At 60.9% G+C, this 14,893-nt stretch carries 16 protein-coding genes; 1 reads left to right on the top strand and 15 read right to left on the bottom strand.

The window, feature by feature from the left end; all coding sequences use genetic code 11:
* Positions 1–23: 23 nt before the first annotated feature.
* Entirely contained in the window at positions 24–920 is an 897-nt protein-coding gene (locus tag OU993_RS14360; RefSeq protein WP_268158464.1) for a ribokinase, read from the top strand.
* Positions 921–927: 7 nt separating this feature from the next.
* Here the strand turns inward: OU993_RS14360 and OU993_RS14355 are convergent, their stop codons facing one another.
* The 15 genes from OU993_RS14355 to OU993_RS14285 all read right to left on the bottom strand — a co-directional run bounded on the left by OU993_RS14355 (position 928) and on the right by OU993_RS14285 (position 14,880).
* Positions 928–1,698, bottom strand: coding sequence for a glutamine amidotransferase (locus OU993_RS14355; protein WP_268158462.1), 771 nt, complete (start codon positions 1,696–1,698; stop codon positions 928–930).
* Between the two features lie 20 nt (positions 1,699–1,718).
* Positions 1,719–2,786, bottom strand: coding sequence for a phosphotriesterase family protein (locus OU993_RS14350; RefSeq protein WP_268158460.1), 1,068 nt, complete (start codon positions 2,784–2,786; stop codon positions 1,719–1,721).
* 4 nt (positions 2,787–2,790) lie between these two features.
* Positions 2,791–3,795, bottom strand: coding sequence for an ABC transporter permease (locus OU993_RS14345; RefSeq protein ID WP_268158457.1), 1,005 nt, complete (start codon positions 3,793–3,795; stop codon positions 2,791–2,793).
* On the bottom strand, positions 3,792–4,601 hold the full coding sequence (locus OU993_RS14340) for an ATP-binding cassette domain-containing protein (RefSeq protein ID WP_268158455.1): 810 nt from the start codon (positions 4,599–4,601) through the stop codon (positions 3,792–3,794). Before OU993_RS14340 ends, OU993_RS14345 begins: the two co-directional genes overlap by 4 nt.
* A complete protein-coding gene (locus OU993_RS14335; protein ID WP_268158454.1) occupies positions 4,598–5,551 on the bottom strand; it encodes an ABC transporter substrate-binding protein in 954 nt (317 codons plus the stop codon). Before OU993_RS14335 ends, OU993_RS14340 begins: the two co-directional genes overlap by 4 nt.
* A 35-nt stretch (positions 5,552–5,586) precedes the next feature.
* A complete protein-coding gene (locus OU993_RS14330; RefSeq protein WP_268158452.1) occupies positions 5,587–6,612 on the bottom strand; it encodes a LacI family DNA-binding transcriptional regulator in 1,026 nt (341 codons plus the stop codon).
* Positions 6,613–7,040: 428 nt separating this feature from the next.
* Complete coding sequence (locus OU993_RS14325) at positions 7,041–8,264, bottom strand: metal-dependent hydrolase family protein (protein ID WP_268158450.1); 1,224 nt, start codon at positions 8,262–8,264, stop codon at positions 7,041–7,043.
* 22 nt (positions 8,265–8,286) lie between these two features.
* On the bottom strand, positions 8,287–8,751 hold the full coding sequence (locus tag OU993_RS14320) for a GAF domain-containing protein (RefSeq protein ID WP_268158448.1): 465 nt from the start codon (positions 8,749–8,751) through the stop codon (positions 8,287–8,289).
* Positions 8,748–9,659 carry a branched-chain amino acid ABC transporter permease gene (locus OU993_RS14315; RefSeq protein WP_268158446.1) on the bottom strand — a complete coding sequence of 304 codons (912 nt, stop codon included), beginning with the start codon at positions 9,657–9,659 and terminating at the stop codon, positions 8,748–8,750. The genes OU993_RS14320 and OU993_RS14315 overlap by 4 nt, the downstream gene beginning before the upstream one ends.
* The gene (locus tag OU993_RS14310) at positions 9,659–10,522 is read right to left on the bottom strand and encodes a branched-chain amino acid ABC transporter permease (RefSeq protein WP_268158444.1); all 864 of its coding nucleotides are present in this window, start codon (positions 10,520–10,522) and stop codon (positions 9,659–9,661) included. The genes OU993_RS14315 and OU993_RS14310 overlap by 1 nt, the downstream gene beginning before the upstream one ends.
* A 7-nt stretch (positions 10,523–10,529) precedes the next feature.
* Entirely contained in the window at positions 10,530–11,735 is a 1,206-nt protein-coding gene (locus tag OU993_RS14305; RefSeq protein WP_268158442.1) for an ABC transporter substrate-binding protein, read from the bottom strand.
* A 40-nt stretch (positions 11,736–11,775) separates the two neighbouring features.
* The gene (locus OU993_RS14300) at positions 11,776–12,477 is read right to left on the bottom strand and encodes an ABC transporter ATP-binding protein (protein ID WP_268158440.1); all 702 of its coding nucleotides are present in this window, start codon (positions 12,475–12,477) and stop codon (positions 11,776–11,778) included.
* A gap of 2 nt (positions 12,478–12,479) precedes the next feature.
* Entirely contained in the window at positions 12,480–13,244 is a 765-nt protein-coding gene (locus OU993_RS14295; protein WP_268158438.1) for an ABC transporter ATP-binding protein, read from the bottom strand.
* Positions 13,241–13,900, bottom strand: a complete 660-nt coding sequence (locus tag OU993_RS14290; RefSeq protein WP_268158436.1) for a TetR/AcrR family transcriptional regulator — start codon at positions 13,898–13,900, stop codon at positions 13,241–13,243. Before OU993_RS14290 ends, OU993_RS14295 begins: the two co-directional genes overlap by 4 nt.
* Positions 13,901–14,235: 335 nt before the next feature.
* Complete coding sequence (locus OU993_RS14285) at positions 14,236–14,880, bottom strand: SRPBCC family protein (protein WP_268158434.1); 645 nt, start codon at positions 14,878–14,880, stop codon at positions 14,236–14,238.
* Positions 14,881–14,893: the final 13 nt, after the last annotated feature.

The raw sequence follows: 14,893 nt of genomic DNA, 5'->3' as shown, positions 1-14,893 counted from the left end.
TGTTATCCTTTCGAAAGTTCTACATGCGTGCCTTCGTGATCGGCAATGTCGCACTCGATGAAACCTATTCCATTTCCGCCCTGCCGGAGCCAGGCGTTTCGATCTTCGGCGCCCAGGCCTCGCGGGATCTGGGGGGCAAGGGCTGCAACCAGGCGATCGTGATGGCGCGCTGCGGCCTGCCGACGACACTTGCCGCCACAATTGGATCGGATGACCGCGCGACAACCATTCGAGAGGCGCTGGCGGAGGAGCCCCTGACAGCCGATCTCATCGAAGCGAATGGGGTGGCAAGCGACCTCTCCATCATCCTCACCACGCCGGATGGCGAAAACTCCGTGATTACCACCCGGAGCGCCGCGTCGGCCTTCACACCGGGCCGTGTTGCCCACAGCCTCAGACTGGCAGAGGCCGGGGATCTTCTCGTCCTGCAGGGCAACCTCGCCGAAGCGGCCACACGAACGGCACTGGAACTGGCCCGGCACAAATCGATGCTCACTGCCTTCAATCCCTCCCCCTTGCAGCCGTGGTTTGCCAATCTCTGGCCCCTGGTCGATATGGCCTTCCTGAACCAGAGCGAGGCCGTGGCCCTCACACGCGAGACAGGCCATGCTGCCGGTCAATGTCTTATACAACAGGGCGTTCGCACCGTGGTCCTGACCCTTGGCAAAGAAGGCTCGATGCTGGTCACGGCGGACACGGCCTGCAACGTGTCCGCCGTGACCGCCCCGGCTGTGGATACCACGGGAGCCGGAGACTGTTTCATGGGAACCGCGCTTGCCTCCGCCATGCTACGTGGGTCTGCCCTTGATCACCGCGCCTTGCAAGACGCAGCTCGTGCCTCCGCCATCACCGTCAGCCGCCGGGGAACGCGCTTGGCCTTTCCGACGGTTGACGAGATGAAAGAGATCCTCTCCGCCTGAGATCACCTCAGCGCTTTTCCGTCAGCCAGCCGAGAATGTTCTTCCACAGCCTGCCATACCCGTCCCACTCGCAGAAAGCGGGCGAGAGCCAGTGCGGGCCGATATCGGACGTCCAGGCCGCCGTGCGGCCCTTGCCGAACGAACCGGTCACCAAAAGCGGATGGCCGCCCTGATCTTCCGGCAGGCGGGCGACCACCTCGACATCGGCGCGCTCGCGCACCTCCACCTCGTTGACACCGAGCAGCAGCGGCCAGTCGCCGGAAAGCCCTGCCACCGTCGGGTGCTCGGGTTTCAGGATGTCGGCGCTCGAACCTTCCGGAATTTCGACGCGGTCATCCCAGGGCAGGCAGGTCACCGGCAACGTGTCTTCCACCGGCGTGCGGCGCCAGCGGGCCTTGCCGTCGATGCCCTGGAAGGAGAAATAACCGCCAACCATCAGCAGGCCGCCGCCCTTTTCCACCCAGGCCTTGATCAGCTTCAGCCGGTTCGGCACGGTCTTCGAATGCAGCCAGACGGCCGGCGGCAGCAGCAGCGAATTGGCGCCGATATCGGACAGGATGATCACGTCGTAGAGGTCGAGGCCCGCCATGTCGAAGGGGAATTTTTCCACCGCATCATGGGCAGTCATATAGGTCAGGTCGTATTCGCTGCCTTCGAGCGCCTTCACCAGCGGCTCTGCCCCGAGATGGAAGGTGACGCTGCCGAACTGGTCGAAACCTTTGTAATGGGTGGCGGAGCTGACCCAGCTTTCGCCAACGAGAAGAACTTTTTTCGTCATGACTTACATTCCGTCGTTAATCAGGCCTTCGCTTCGAAGACCGCGCGCGGGTTCGCCCGCATGAGAGTGTGAAGGGTGGCATCGTCCAGCCCGTGCCGCTTCAGGCGGGGCAGGAAATGCTTGAGGATATAGGCATAACCATTGCCGCCATATCGCGTCAGCATCATCTTCAGGAAGACGTCGTGGGAAAGCAGGATGCTGTCGAGATGACCCCGTTCCACCAGCTGGACGATCGCGCGGGCGGCTTCCTCATCGCTGGGGCATTGCACCTGCTGGTCGGCATAGAAAAAATCCATGCCGATCATGTCATACTCGATGAAGGCACCGCGGTTCGCCAGTTCGCCCTGGTAAGCAAGGTCGTCATGGGAGGGGTTCATGTGGCAGAGAACGGTGTGGCGAAGATCCGCACCTTCCTCTTCCACGACATCGAGTACCCTGTGACCCAGTCGGTACCAGCCTGGCAGATGCACCATCAGGGGCAGTCCGGTGCGCACTTGCGCCCGCGCCGCCCCGCGCAGCGATTTCTCTTCCTCCGCGGTGAATTCCGCAGAGACGCCGATTTCGCCGATCAGGCCAATCCTGACGCCGGTGCCATCCACGCCCTCACACGCTTCAATCACAATCTCATCTGCGATCTGATCGATGCTGAGCGCGGCCACTTTCTGCGGATGGGAAGAGGCAAGATAATAACCTGCCCCCATGACGATGTTGAGGCCGGTTGCCTCCGCGATCCTCTTTAGCGCCAGAGGATTGCGCCCGATGCCCTGGCAGGTCGGCTCGACCACCGTGTGCCCGCCGGCGATGGCGAAGTCCTTGAGTTCGGCGATGGCCAGCGGTTCGTCGTCAAGCGTGATGTTGTGCTTGTTGACGAAGGGATCCTGGCGAAGTTCGCCAAGGATTTCCATGCAGACGAAGTCTTCGGCCAGATATTGCCGCTCCGGCGTCTTCGGCGCATGCCACCAGCAGCGGCAATCGTTGAGGATATGCTCGTGCATCAGCGTGACACCGAGCCTTTCCACCGGTACCGGGCCGCAAACGGTCATGACATGACCGGATCGAACGTGACCTTCCGAGAGTTCGCTGACCATAGCCTCACCCCTTCTTCTTGCCGCCGAAGCGGAAGTTGGTGGTGAAGATCCGGGTGTTCAGCCAGATGGCAGCCAGAATGATCGCGCCCGTCACGATCTGTGTGAAAAAGGGCGATATATGCAGAAGGATCAGGCCATTGCCGATGACGGCAATCGTCATGGTGCCAAGCACCGTGCCGAGGATCGTACCGCGCCCGCCCATCAACGAGGTGCCGCCGAGAACGACGGCCGCCACCACCTGGAGTTCGAAGCCGACGGCCGCATTGGACGACCCTGAGCCCAGCCGCGCGGCAATCAGCAGGCCGGAAATGGCCGAGGCGACACCCGCCACCAGATAGACAGAGGCAAGGATCCACTTGGCAGGCATGCCGACCCGGCGGGCTGCTTCAAGATTCGAGCCGACGGCGATGACCCGGCGACCGTAGCGGGTAGAGGACAAGACGACATAACCGATGATCGTGACAACGATGCCGATCAGAGCGGGAACCGGCATGCCGAACAGATCTCCACGTCCAAGGTAGAAGAAGCCTGGCACATCGGGAACCGGCACGGAATAGCCCTGCGTGATGTAGAGCGCCACGCCGCGCAGGATGGAAAGACCGGCAAGCGTCACGATGAAGGCCGGAATTCCCTGATAGGCAATGAACCAGCCCTGTAGCAGACCCAGCACGCCTCCCAACATCAGCATGGCCACCAACACCAGCAGCCAGGGATAACCCGCTGCAAGCAAGATGGCACCGACGGCATTGATGAGCGCGACCATCGAGCCGACCGAGAGATCGATGCCGCCGGTAATGATGACCAGCGTCATGGCAATGGAAACAATGAGGATGGGCGCTGCCTGCCGCACGACATTCAGCAGATTGCCAGCGGTCAAAAAGGTATCGGTGGTGATCGTAAAGAACACCATACAGGCGAAAAAGAAGACCGCGATGGAGAGAACTTGCGCATTCTCGGCGACGAAGTCCGCCACCGGCGATCCCTTGGCCCGTTCAGTATAGACGGTCAATGTCGATCTCCCACGATGAGTTTGACGAGGTCCTCAAGGCTTGTTTCACCGATCTGACGCTCCGCCACCTTCGTGCCTTCATACATCACGGCAATGCGATCACAGACCCGGAAGAGATCCTGCAGGCGGTGGGTAATCAGGATGACAGAGACGCCTTTCGCCTTCACGCGATTGATCAGCGAAAGCACGGCTTCCACTTCCGCCACCGCCAGAGCGGACGTCGGCTCATCCATGATCAGAACCTTCGGGTTGAAGGAAGCGGCACGCGCGATGGCGATGGCCTGGCGCTGTCCGCCCGAGAGCTTTTCCACCTTGGCGGTGAGACGCGGGATGCGGATTTCCAGCGCATCCAGCATCTTGCGGGCTTCCGCCAGCATGGTCGGACGATCCAGAAAAGGCCCCTTGGTGATTTCGCGTCCCAGGAAGAGGTTGCCAACCACGTCAATGTGGTCACACAGGCTCAGATCCTGAAACACCATTTCAATGTTTCGTTCCCGCGCATCGGCAGGGCCAGAAAAACGAACGGATTCACCATCCATGGTGATGGTGCCACCGTCCGGGAGATAGGTTCCGGAAATGACCTTCGTCAGGGTCGACTTGCCCGCCGCATTATCTCCCACGAGGCCAAGGCATTCGCCGGGAAAGATATCCAGATCGACACCGCGCAGGGCCTGGTGCGAGCCGAAAGTCTTGGTGATCCCCTTCAGGGAGATGCGCGGTTGCCTCACCGCTCCGGTGGGTTGCCGGGGGATGGGCCTTCCCCCGGCGCCGGAGACAGCGGTTGAGTGCTGTCCGTCGGCATTCATTTGAAGACCGCCCGGTAGGGCTCGACATTGGCCTTGGTCACGATGGTGACCGGCACGGCGATGGTCTTCTCGACGGTTCCGCCGTCCGAAACGGTCTTCAGGGCCTTGACGGCCGCGGCCCCCATGGCGGCGGGATCCTGCTGGATAACGCCTGCGACATAGCCTGCATCGATACCGGCAATCGCCTGCTTGGTCAGATCCCAACCGAAGACCTTGATGGCCTTCTGCTTGCCCTGGCTTTCGACAGCGGCGACGGCGCCGAGAAGTGCCGGCTCGCCGGTGGCGTAGATCGCGGTCATGTCGGGGTTGCCGGTAATGAGGTTCTCGGCAGCCGAAAGGGCGGTATCCTGGACGTTCTGGCCATCGACGACACCGGCCTTGGTGATGCCGGCCTGATCCTTCAGCGTGTCTTCAAAACCCTTTTGGCGGATGTTCTGAATGAAGGAATTCAGCGCCCCGACAACACCGATCTTCGCCTTGCCGCCCATATCGGACTTCACATAATCAAGGAAGAACTTGCCCATGTCGGCAGCCGCCTTGGCGTTGTCCACGCCGATCTGCGCCTTCTGCGGGCCATCCGGCAGAATGGCATCGATGGCGACAACCGGAATGTTGGCCGCAGCGGCCTGCTTGACGGCCGGCATGATGCCGTTCACGTCGATGGCGACAACGGCAATCCCATCCACCTTCTGCTGGATGTAGGTCTCGATCGCGCTGTTTTGTGCGGCCGGATCATTGTTGGCATTGAAGATGACGAGCTTGACGCCGGCTTCCTTTGCCGCCTTCTGCGCACCTTCGTTCATCTGATTAAAGAAGAGAGCCTGCTGGTTTATCTGCACCAGGGCAATCGTCTTTTCCGCGGCAGAGGCAAGGCCTGCCGACAGGGTGGCGCCGGCCAGGACCGTGGCCGCGAGCGCTCCGGAAAAATATCTGCGTTTCATGAATGTCATGGCGTTCGTCCTCTGTTGGTTATTGTCCGTTGCGATTATGCGGTCGACGGCGGCGCAACGGAGCTCCGCACGACGATTTCGACGGGCAGCAATTCCTCCGTGGCGGAGGCAGATCGCTCGTCCCAATTGGTTTCCAGAAGCAGCGAGAGCGCCCGCTGGCCGATCGCCCGGACCGGCTGGCGGATCGCCGTGAGGGCGGGCGCAAAGAGATGCAGCGGCGCGACATCGTCGAAGCCAATCATCGATACATCCTCCGGCACGCGAATTCCTTCGGCTCGCAGGACCTCCATCATGCCGATGGCGATTTCATCGGAACTGGCGAAAATCGCCGTCGCGGGGCGGCCTTCGGCCAGGAACTTCCGGGCGGCGTCACGACCGAATTCAATCGTGTAATCGCCGCAATAGCGGTGAAGCAGAGCATCACTGCCGAAGCGCTCGAAGAGTGCGGCCTGACAGCCCTGATAGCGGCGCTGCGCGCTTAGCATGTCGTCAGCCCCACCCACGTACAGAACGCGACGATGACCATGGTCCGCCAGATGCGCACCGGCCAGACGCCCTCCCTGCTCATTGTCGCAGAACAGTTTCGGAACAAGCGCGCCTTGCACGTCTTCGTCGACGACGACCACTTTGCCGGTTGCATTGATCAGCTCGGCCAGTTCGTCGGTTTCGGGATGGTTGGTGATGAAGACCAGGCCATCGACATGATTGCGTGCCAACAGCCGCAGATAGGAGATTTCGCGGCCGGTGCGGTTCAAGGTCGCAAACAACGATACCGCCAGACCCTGTTGGTCAGCAGCCTCCTCAACCGCGGCTACAAGCATACCGAAAAACGGATTGCCGATATCCGGCACCACCAGCCCGATCGTATCGGATCGGCCGCGGCTCAGGCGCCGCGCATGCGGATTGGGAACATAATTGAGATCGCGGATGGCCGTGTCGATACGCGCCTTTGTCTCGGCGGGCAGCTCCAGCGAGCCATTCAACAGCCGCGACACGGTGGCAACCGAAACGCCGGCCGCCTGGGCTACGTCTTTCAGGCTGGTCGCACGGTTCTGCGCCATTGCTGATACTCCTGTTCCCCTGCCATGCGGACCTTAAGGTCTCTACAGGCGTTTTGTAAACCGCTTTAGTAAAGCGCTTTACTGAATCCATTTTGTTGTTCTCTTGTCAAGCGGAATGGATTTCGTCGGTGTACATTTCCGCAAAGCCAGTTTGTGCAGGGTGACACATCGGCAACCGATAACCTGGACATCGCAGCACCTGCTCACCGAACGACGGCGATTGCTCAACGGTGCGCGGTTGGTCGAACCAATGCCCTCATGCCAGCGTGGGCCTGATCGGGACACGTGCACAGGATTGGTCGGGTCAACGACAATGAGATATGGCCCCTCAGCGGAGGGCGGCCGTCAACGCGCACGCGTGCGCAAGCAGGAACGCCCGGTGAAGAACCGGGCGTTGACAATGGCGGCCACCTTATGGCGGCAAGCGATCAGCGCTTGATGAAAGCGCCGTCCTTCATGATCATCGGCATGTGCATGCCTTGACCCGTGAGAAGCGTGAGGTCGTCGAGAGGGTTACCATCGACCACGATGAGGTCTGCGAATGCGCCGGCGGCGATCGTGCCGATCTTGCCTTCCATCCGCAGCAGGCGCGCAGCGATATGGGTGGCGGAGGCGATGACGTCCATGGCCGGCAGAACCCGACCGCGAATGACGAATTCTTCCGACTGGTGCACATGCATGCCACCCAGGAGGTCACTGCCATAAGCCATCTGCAGGCCGGCTTCGCGCATGATCGACAGCGATTCCATGCCGGCGAGACGCACATCGTCGACCTTGGCCACCGATGCGGCGGGCAAGCCCATGGCTTCCCCCTCGCTCGACAGCTTGTCATAAGTGACGAGCGTCGGAACGGCGAAAGCCCCCCTTGATGCAGCAAGCTTCGCTGTCTCGGACCCGATCAGGTTACAGTGTTCCAGCGAATGCACGCCACATTCAACCGCCCGGCGAATGGCCTGGTCGGTATAAAGATGCGCCGAGACATAGGTGCCGGCATTGTCCGCTTCCTCGACCACGGCCAGCAGCTCTTCCCGGGAAAATCCGAGGAAATGGATCGGGTCGGTCGGCGAGGATACGCCGCCGTTCGCCATGATCTTGATAAAGTTGGCGCCGCTCTTGATCTCTTCGCGGGCGGCGCGACGAACCTCCGGAACGCCATCGACGATACGGCCGAGCGCGCCCAGCGGGAAGCTGCGAAGCCGCACCGGATCATCGTTGAACGGACCGCGATAATCACAATGGCCGCCGGTCTGAGCCAGGGCTTTGCCGGAAATGTTCAGGCGCGGCGTCAGCCAGGACGCTTCGAGGGCAGCCGCAACCAGGCCAGAGGTTGCTCCACCGACATCACGCACCGTGGTGAAACCGCGATTGAGCATTTCGCCCATCAGCTTGAAGGCGCGCACCGTGACGAGCGGATCGGGAAGCTGGCCGTTGCGGCCGAGATCTGCGGTCGAGGCGACGACATGGACATGGGCATCGATCAGACCCGGCATCAGGATCTTGCCGGAGAGATCGATCCGTTCGGCCGACGCGCTCGATACCGAGGTGCCGACTTCACGGATCATGTTGCCTTCGATCCACACGTTGACCGGATCGCTCGGACGATCGGAGGTGCCGTCAACGATACGGGCGTTCTGGAAGAGAATGTTTGTCATAAAAAATGTCCTGGGAATGTGTTCAGGCGCGGCGCGCCTCAAGATAGGCAGGGATGAGCAAAGGCGCGTACGCCGCCGCCTTTTCAAGATGCTCCTCGGTATAGGCACCGCTTTTGTCGAGCAGGTTCATCGTGCCGATGGTCTCGCCATTGTAGACGACGGGGATGTTGATGACCGCGCCGAGACCGAGGCTGAAAATCAACTCATGATCGTAGAAGGCCCAGACAATGGCGTCCCGGTCCGGCCCGAGAAAGGCTTCCTGCCGGTCAATGACCTTTTCACCCCAAGGGGTCGGGCCCATGTGCTTGCGGCCGAACACCGGATAGGCGGCCTCGTTGCTGGAATAGACGCGAGCGACCTCGTCGCCATCCCGGTAAAGCAAGGTGAACAGGCCAAAGCCGATTTCCTCCGACAGGGCCTGTTCGAGAGCCTTGTAGAGCGTTGCCGGCTGGCCGGGCGCGCTCAACGTCGACAGAAGTTCCTTCACGGTGATGTCTCCGGTTTGGGTGCGGGGGCGATACGTTCCGGCAAAATGCCCTGCGGGCGCAGATGCAGGACACACAGCAAGGCGAGGCCGACGAGGATTTCGCGGATCGCGGCCACCTGCCCCGGCTCAAGCACGGTGAAGATCTCGCCGAGAAAACGCGTCGCTTCGAGGAAAAACACCACGAGATAAGCGCCGACAAGCGCGCCCACCGGCCGGCCGACACCGCCGGCTGTCACCGCGAGGAAGATATAAATGGTAATCAACGGCTGGAAATGGTCCGGCGAAATATAGGTCTGGAAATGACCGTAGAGGGCCCCCGCCAGACCGGCAATGCCCGCCGACAGCGCAAAGGTCTGCATCTTGAACCGAGTTACGGATTTGCCGGCGAAGGTCGCCAGTTCCTGGTCTTCGCGGATCGCCTTCAGCACACGCCCGAATGGCGACAGATCGAGGCGGCGCATGGTCAGGAACACGGCGAGCACGATCACGCTGACCAGCGCAAGGTAGAACAGGTTGAAACCGTCCACGCCAAGCTCGGCACGAAAAGGTGCGGGTATCCCCGATATGCCATCCGAGCCGCGTGTCAGCCAGCGCTCGTTGAGCGCCACCATGCGCACCACCTCGGCAAAACCGAGTGTGACGATGGCGAGATAATCACCGCGCAGGCGAATGGTCGCGAAGGTGGCGAGGATGCCGGCGGCAGCGCCGATCAGGCAGGCGAGCAACATGGCAAGCGGCAGCGGAACGCCGGCAATCGCCACCAGCGCCGAAGCATAGGCCCCGACGGCAAAGAAACCGGCGAGGCCGAGATTGACCATGCCGACGCCGCCCCAGATCAGATTGAGGCTGAGCGCCAAGAGCGCGTAGATGCCGCCAAGTGTCAGCGTGAAGATGAGGTAGGACAGCATCAGGTATTCCTTTCACCCAGAATGCCTGCGGGACGCAGCGACAGGATAAGAAGAATGGTGGCGAAGCCGACGGCCGAACGATACGTGGCCGGCAGAACCAGCACCGCCAGTTCCTCACCAATGCCGATCATGACCGCGCCAAGTACGGCTCCGGGGATAGACCCCAGTCCGCCCAGCACCGCGGCGGCGAAGATCGACAGCAACAAACGTGATCCCGTCATCGGATCGATCGCCGTGTCGAGACCGAGCAGCACGCCGCCGACACCCGCAAGACCTGCCCCGAGCACCACGGTGATCATGGCGATCCGGGCCGGGTCCATGCCGAAAAGCCTGCCAAGATCTGGATTGTCGGCAACCGCGCGCATGGCCTTGCCGAACCGGGCAAACCGCAGGAACAAAAACACCGCTGCCATGATGGCGATGGCAATCGCCGCCGTCTGCAGTTGTTGCGGCCCGAATCGGAGGCCGGCAAAACGCCAGTCACGGGCGATCGGCAGATCGAACCCCTGAAGATCGTTGCCGAAGATGAAACGGATGACATTTTCGAGAATGAGATTGACGGCGATCGAGGCGATCGCCACCGCAAGTGCGCCGGACGGACGCAGACGGGCAAGCGCCGTCTGCTCCGCAATCAGCCCAACCGCACCGCCGGCAACAAACGCCACCAGCGCGGAAGGAAACACACCGAGCCCGAACCTCGTATTGACATACCAGGCTGCAAATGCGCCGACCGTGGCATAGGCCCCTATGGCAAAATTGACATAACGCAGCACGGCAAAGATCGCCGTGAGGCCAAGGGCGGGAATGGCGATCAGCATCCCCGTCATGATACCGTTCAGTATTGCCTGAGCCACGATCGTCATTACGGCCTCACGCGATCTTCAGGAGCTTGAGCTTGCCGCCTTTAACCTGTTCGTAGCGGAACTGACTGTCGGAGATGTCACCGGCGGCGGTGAAATCGCAGGGGCCGGAAGCACCTTGATAGTTCACCGACTTGCCTTCGGCGATCAGCTTCAGACCATCGACCGCATTGTCGACGACCGTGCCGCCCTCGGCCTGGGAAACCGAACGGATCGCGTCGCGGATCGACTTGCCGTCAGCGGCTCCCGCCTTGGCAATGGCCATGATCACGAGGTTTGCCTGGTCGTAGACCTGTGTGGTGTAGGGGTCGGGATTCTGTACGTCGATGAGCGAAACCAGGCGCTTATAGGCGCTGGACGATTCAGCCGGCGACGGCGCGATCGTGAAGATGCCTTCGACAACTTCCGGGGGAACGCTGTCGATAAGCTTCTGGTTGACGGAATAGGCGAAGGCGATCTTCTTGCCTTCATAGCCGGCGCGGAAGATATCCTTGAGAAGGACAGCGGTATCCGCCGCGTAGCCGCCCAGCACGATGACATCGGGACCATAGGCGAGCATCTCATCGACTTCGCTGCGATAGGACGGCTTTTTGTCGTCATAGATCAACGATTTCGTTTCGCCACCGGCGGCCTTCACCGCCTTCGTGATATTGGTGAACTGGCTGTCCGCAAACGGGGTCTGCGGCGAGAAGAAGAACAGCTTCTTGACGCCCTGCTCCACGGCAAACTCGCCGAACTTGCGGCCCTGGAGAATGGTCGTCGGCTGGGTCCGGATAATGTAACCCTGATGCGGCAGCGCGGTGATCGCGTCGGCACCGGAAACGGTAGCCAGCATGGTGCCGGATTCCCAGCAGATCGGCGCAACCGCGGTTGTAACCGACGAGGCCCAGGTGCCGAGAATGGCCGAAACGCGATCGACATCTACCAGCTTACGAGCGGCGCGAACACCGGCTTCCGGGTTCGTCTGGTCGTCTTCCGAAATGATTTCGATCTGGCGTCCCAGAACGCCACCGGCCTTGTTCACCTCGGCGGCGACCGCTTTGATCGCCTTGACCATCACCGGACCGTAGGGGCCGCCCGAGCCGGTCAGCGGCGTCAATGCGCCGATCTTGATGGGTCCGTCCTGCGCCATGACGGCGTGCGGCACGAGACCGGTTGCGGCGAGACCGGCCACGCCGCCCATGAAGCCGCGGCGACTGAATGTGAAGCTGCTCATGCGTTGTTCCCTCTTCTTTGTTTGATTGCTGACCGTCTTCTCAACCGCCCAGGAACAGGCGGCGAACTTCAGGATCGGCGGCCAGTTCTCTGCCGCCGCCAGTGGCCGCGTTGCGACCGGTAACAATGACATAACCGCGAGTGGAGATCTCCAGCGCCTCAAGCGCGTGCTGCTCGACCATGAGGACGGGAAGACCGGACCGGTTGAGTTCGATGATCGCCATGAAAAGTTCCTCGGCCGCCTTCGGCGAAAGACCAGCCGTCGGTTCATCGAGCAGCAGCAGCTTCGGTTCCGTCATCAGGCTCATGCCCATGGCGAGCAGTTGCCGCTGACCGCCGGAAAGCGTGCGCGCCAAGGCCTTTCGTTTGTCGGCCAGAACGGGATAACGGGCATAGACCGCCTCACGCCGGGCCGCCATGCCCGAGGGATTGCCGAAGCTGGCAATGTCGAGGTTTTCGGCCACCGACATCGCGCCGAACACGTTCTTTTCCTGCATGACGAAAGCCAGCCCGGCCTTTGAACGACCCAGCGCATCCTGGCGCGTCAGATCGGCGCCATTCATTCGGACGCTGCCACCCTTCAACGGCACCAGACCGGCAATCGCCTTGAGAAGGGTCGATTTGCCTGCACCATTCGGGCCGATGATCGTGACAATCTCACCGGCTTCCACGTCGATCGAAGCGCCCTTCAGGATTTCCTCGGCGGCGCCATAACCGGCCACAAGACCTTCAGCCTTCAACATGATCAGTGCCTTCCTCCGAGATAGGCTTCCTGTACCCGTTCGTCGGAGACGACCTCGGCGAAGCTGCCTTCGGTGAGCTTGCGACCTTCGGCCATAACGATGACCGGATCGCAGAGGCTGCCGATCAGCTTCATATCGTGCTCGATCAGGCAGATGGTCACACCTTCGGCGTTCAAAGCCTTCAGATGCTCGGCGATCTCCGCCATAAGGGTGGGGTTGACGCCGGCCATGGGTTCATCGAGCAGGATCAGTCGAGGTTTGGCCATCAGCGCCCGGCCAATCTCGACAAGCTTCTTCTGACCGCCCGACAGCGCCGTTACCGGATTGTCAATCACATGGGTGAGGCGCAGCCGGCGGGCCGTGGACAAGGCCTCCTCCGCCAGTTCTTCCTCGTGTCGCCGCCCGACGGCGCTGCCGGTGAGGCTGGCCAACAGGCCCTCGCCAGGATGGTTCTGGCCGTAAAGCATGAAGTGCTGGAACACGGTGAGTTTTGGAAACCCCCGCGCGAGCTGGAATGTGCGGACAAGACCCGCGGCCACTCGATCCTGGCTTCTGGAGCGGGTGACGTCGACACCGTCGAACATCACGGAACCGCTATCGGGCATATAAAGCCCTGAGATGCAGTTGAAGAAGGTCGATTTCCCAGCGCCGTTCGGACCGATCAGACCGGTGATGGTCCCCTCGATGACATCGAGATTGACGCCCGTCAGAACCTTCACACCATAAAAGCTTCGCCGGAGATCCCTTACCTGAAGAATGGACTTCATGGCTTCGGCTCCGAATGTTTCGCGATCGTCGAAAAATAGTCCCTGACCTGCTGCTTCCAGAACCCAAGCAGGGTTTCGTAATAGGTCGAATCTGCAGGACGCAGCACGGTCTGTGCAATCATTCCTCGGATCAGGCACATGGTGGCGTTCATGACGATGCGAACGCTGGCCGGATCTGCCTGCCGGTGAGCGGCAAGCGCCGTCCAGATCGCATCGAGACGGTCATGGAACTCGTGCACGACGGGTATGAGGCCGGCGCGAAAGCCTTCGTTATGGCGCGCCTCAGGCAGGTATTCCAGGGTCACGTAGAAGAGCCTGTCGAACATGATCTGCCAGAGATAATCGACGATCTCGTCGGTCGAACCGCCACGGCGACCGTAGGTGTCGGCAAAGGCGGCCAGCTTGGTGTTCACCTGCGCCAGATGGTCGGCGACCGCGCTGATCACCAGGTCTTCCTTGGTCGCGAAATGATGGGTCAGTGCACCGCGGGAAACCCCGGCTTTGCGCGCGATCTCCGGGGTCGATGTCTTGTTGAACCCCTGATCGTGAAGAAGTGCAATCGTCGCGTCGAACAACGCCTGGCGCGTCTCGCTGGATCGTTCACTTTGCGTGCGTGTACGTCGCGTGCCCGAAGGCCGCTTATTGACTGAACTCACGATGTCCCCTCGGCTTTTTGCCAATTCTTAAGTCGGCAACCAGTGGCGCCGCTTTCGTTGCCACAATGGTTTGCACGCCAAAAACAAACAGTCAAGTTTGTTTTTTAATGCATCTGCGGCGGCGAAAACTTGCCCCCCGGGAGGTTGTTCATGTACGTCTATACAGACAGACTTCGAGCCGTTGAACTTGACAACAGGCTTGGCAAGCGACGTCAGCCGACCACTCGTGCGTTGGATTGTCCCATCGCAAATGAGCTCGGGCGTTGGCACCCGATGGGATATGGGCAATCGATCAGATCATCTGTTCCTTCATACTCCCTCGGGAGACAATCCTGTCACAATGTCGACTGAGACGTGCAGATCGATGACATCATCATGTCATTCGCCATAACCGAATGATCGCCGGCAACGCAGCAAAGGTCCGGCGTGAGGGCGAGGATGAGGAAGGCTGTCGCACTGGTGCCGAGGATACGGCTCATCCAGCCTTTGCTGAGTGTCTCCTGCGCAGGTTCTTCGACAGGAAGAGGCTCTCCGGCTGGTGGCTTGCCGACAACATCGCCGAACTTGGCAAAGAACTCGCCGGCGAGTTTTTTCGCCGTGCTATCGATCAGCCGGCTGCCCATCTGCGCCAGCTTGCCACCGATTTCGGCCTTGACCGTATAGTTCAGGATCGTTGCATCGCCATCCGGTTCAAGCGTGACCTTGGCTCCCCCCTTGGCAAACCCGGCCATGCCGCCCGATCCCTCGCCGGAGATCGTATAGCCGTTCGGCGGGTCGAGATCGGATAGGGTGACGGTGCCGGAAAAGCTCGCCTTGACCGGACCAATGCGTAGCGTCACCTTGGCGACCATCTCGGTCTCGGATGTCTTCTCGATGGATTCACAGCCGGGTATGCACTGGCGCAAGATGTCCACGTCGTTCAGGCCCGCGTACACGGCTTCGCGCGACGCCTCGATGCGTTGTGATCCGTTCATGTCCATGACTGTTCTCCCA

This window comes from Rhizobium sp. SL86 (genome assembly GCF_026672545.1).
Classification (GTDB): Bacteria; Pseudomonadota; Alphaproteobacteria; order Rhizobiales; family Rhizobiaceae; genus Neorhizobium.
This window is presented reverse-complemented; position numbering and strand designations above follow the sequence as displayed.

Bases quoted from the DNA above. Each gene is read 5' to 3' on its own strand.
- OU993_RS14355 (WP_268158462.1), bottom strand. From the start codon at position 1,698: ATGACGAAAAAAGTTCTTCTCGTTGGCGAAAGCTGGGTCAGCTCCGCC.
- OU993_RS14350 (WP_268158460.1), bottom strand. From the start codon at position 2,786: ATGGTCAGCGAACTCTCGGAAGGTCACGTTCGATCCGGTCATGTCATG.
- OU993_RS14305 (WP_268158442.1), bottom strand. From the start codon at position 11,735: ATGAGCAGCTTCACATTCAGTCGCCGCGGCTTCATGGGCGGCGTGGCC.
- OU993_RS14330 (WP_268158452.1), bottom strand. From the start codon at position 6,612: ATGGCGCAGAACCGTGCGACCAGCCTGAAAGACGTAGCCCAGGCGGCC.
- OU993_RS14310 (WP_268158444.1), bottom strand. From the start codon at position 10,522: ATGACGATCGTGGCTCAGGCAATACTGAACGGTATCATGACGGGGATG.
- OU993_RS14360 (WP_268158464.1), top strand. From the start codon at position 24: ATGCGTGCCTTCGTGATCGGCAATGTCGCACTCGATGAAACCTATTCC.
- OU993_RS14340 (WP_268158455.1), bottom strand. From the start codon at position 4,601: ATGAATGCCGACGGACAGCACTCAACCGCTGTCTCCGGCGCCGGGGGA.
- OU993_RS14285 (WP_268158434.1), bottom strand. From the start codon at position 14,880: ATGGACATGAACGGATCACAACGCATCGAGGCGTCGCGCGAAGCCGTG.
- OU993_RS14295 (WP_268158438.1), bottom strand. From the start codon at position 13,244: ATGAAGTCCATTCTTCAGGTAAGGGATCTCCGGCGAAGCTTTTATGGT.
- OU993_RS14315 (WP_268158446.1), bottom strand. From the start codon at position 9,659: ATGCTGTCCTACCTCATCTTCACGCTGACACTTGGCGGCATCTACGCG.
- OU993_RS14300 (WP_268158440.1), bottom strand. From the start codon at position 12,477: ATGTTGAAGGCTGAAGGTCTTGTGGCCGGTTATGGCGCCGCCGAGGAA.
- OU993_RS14325 (WP_268158450.1), bottom strand. From the start codon at position 8,264: ATGACAAACATTCTCTTCCAGAACGCCCGTATCGTTGACGGCACCTCC.
- OU993_RS14335 (WP_268158454.1), bottom strand. From the start codon at position 5,551: ATGACATTCATGAAACGCAGATATTTTTCCGGAGCGCTCGCGGCCACG.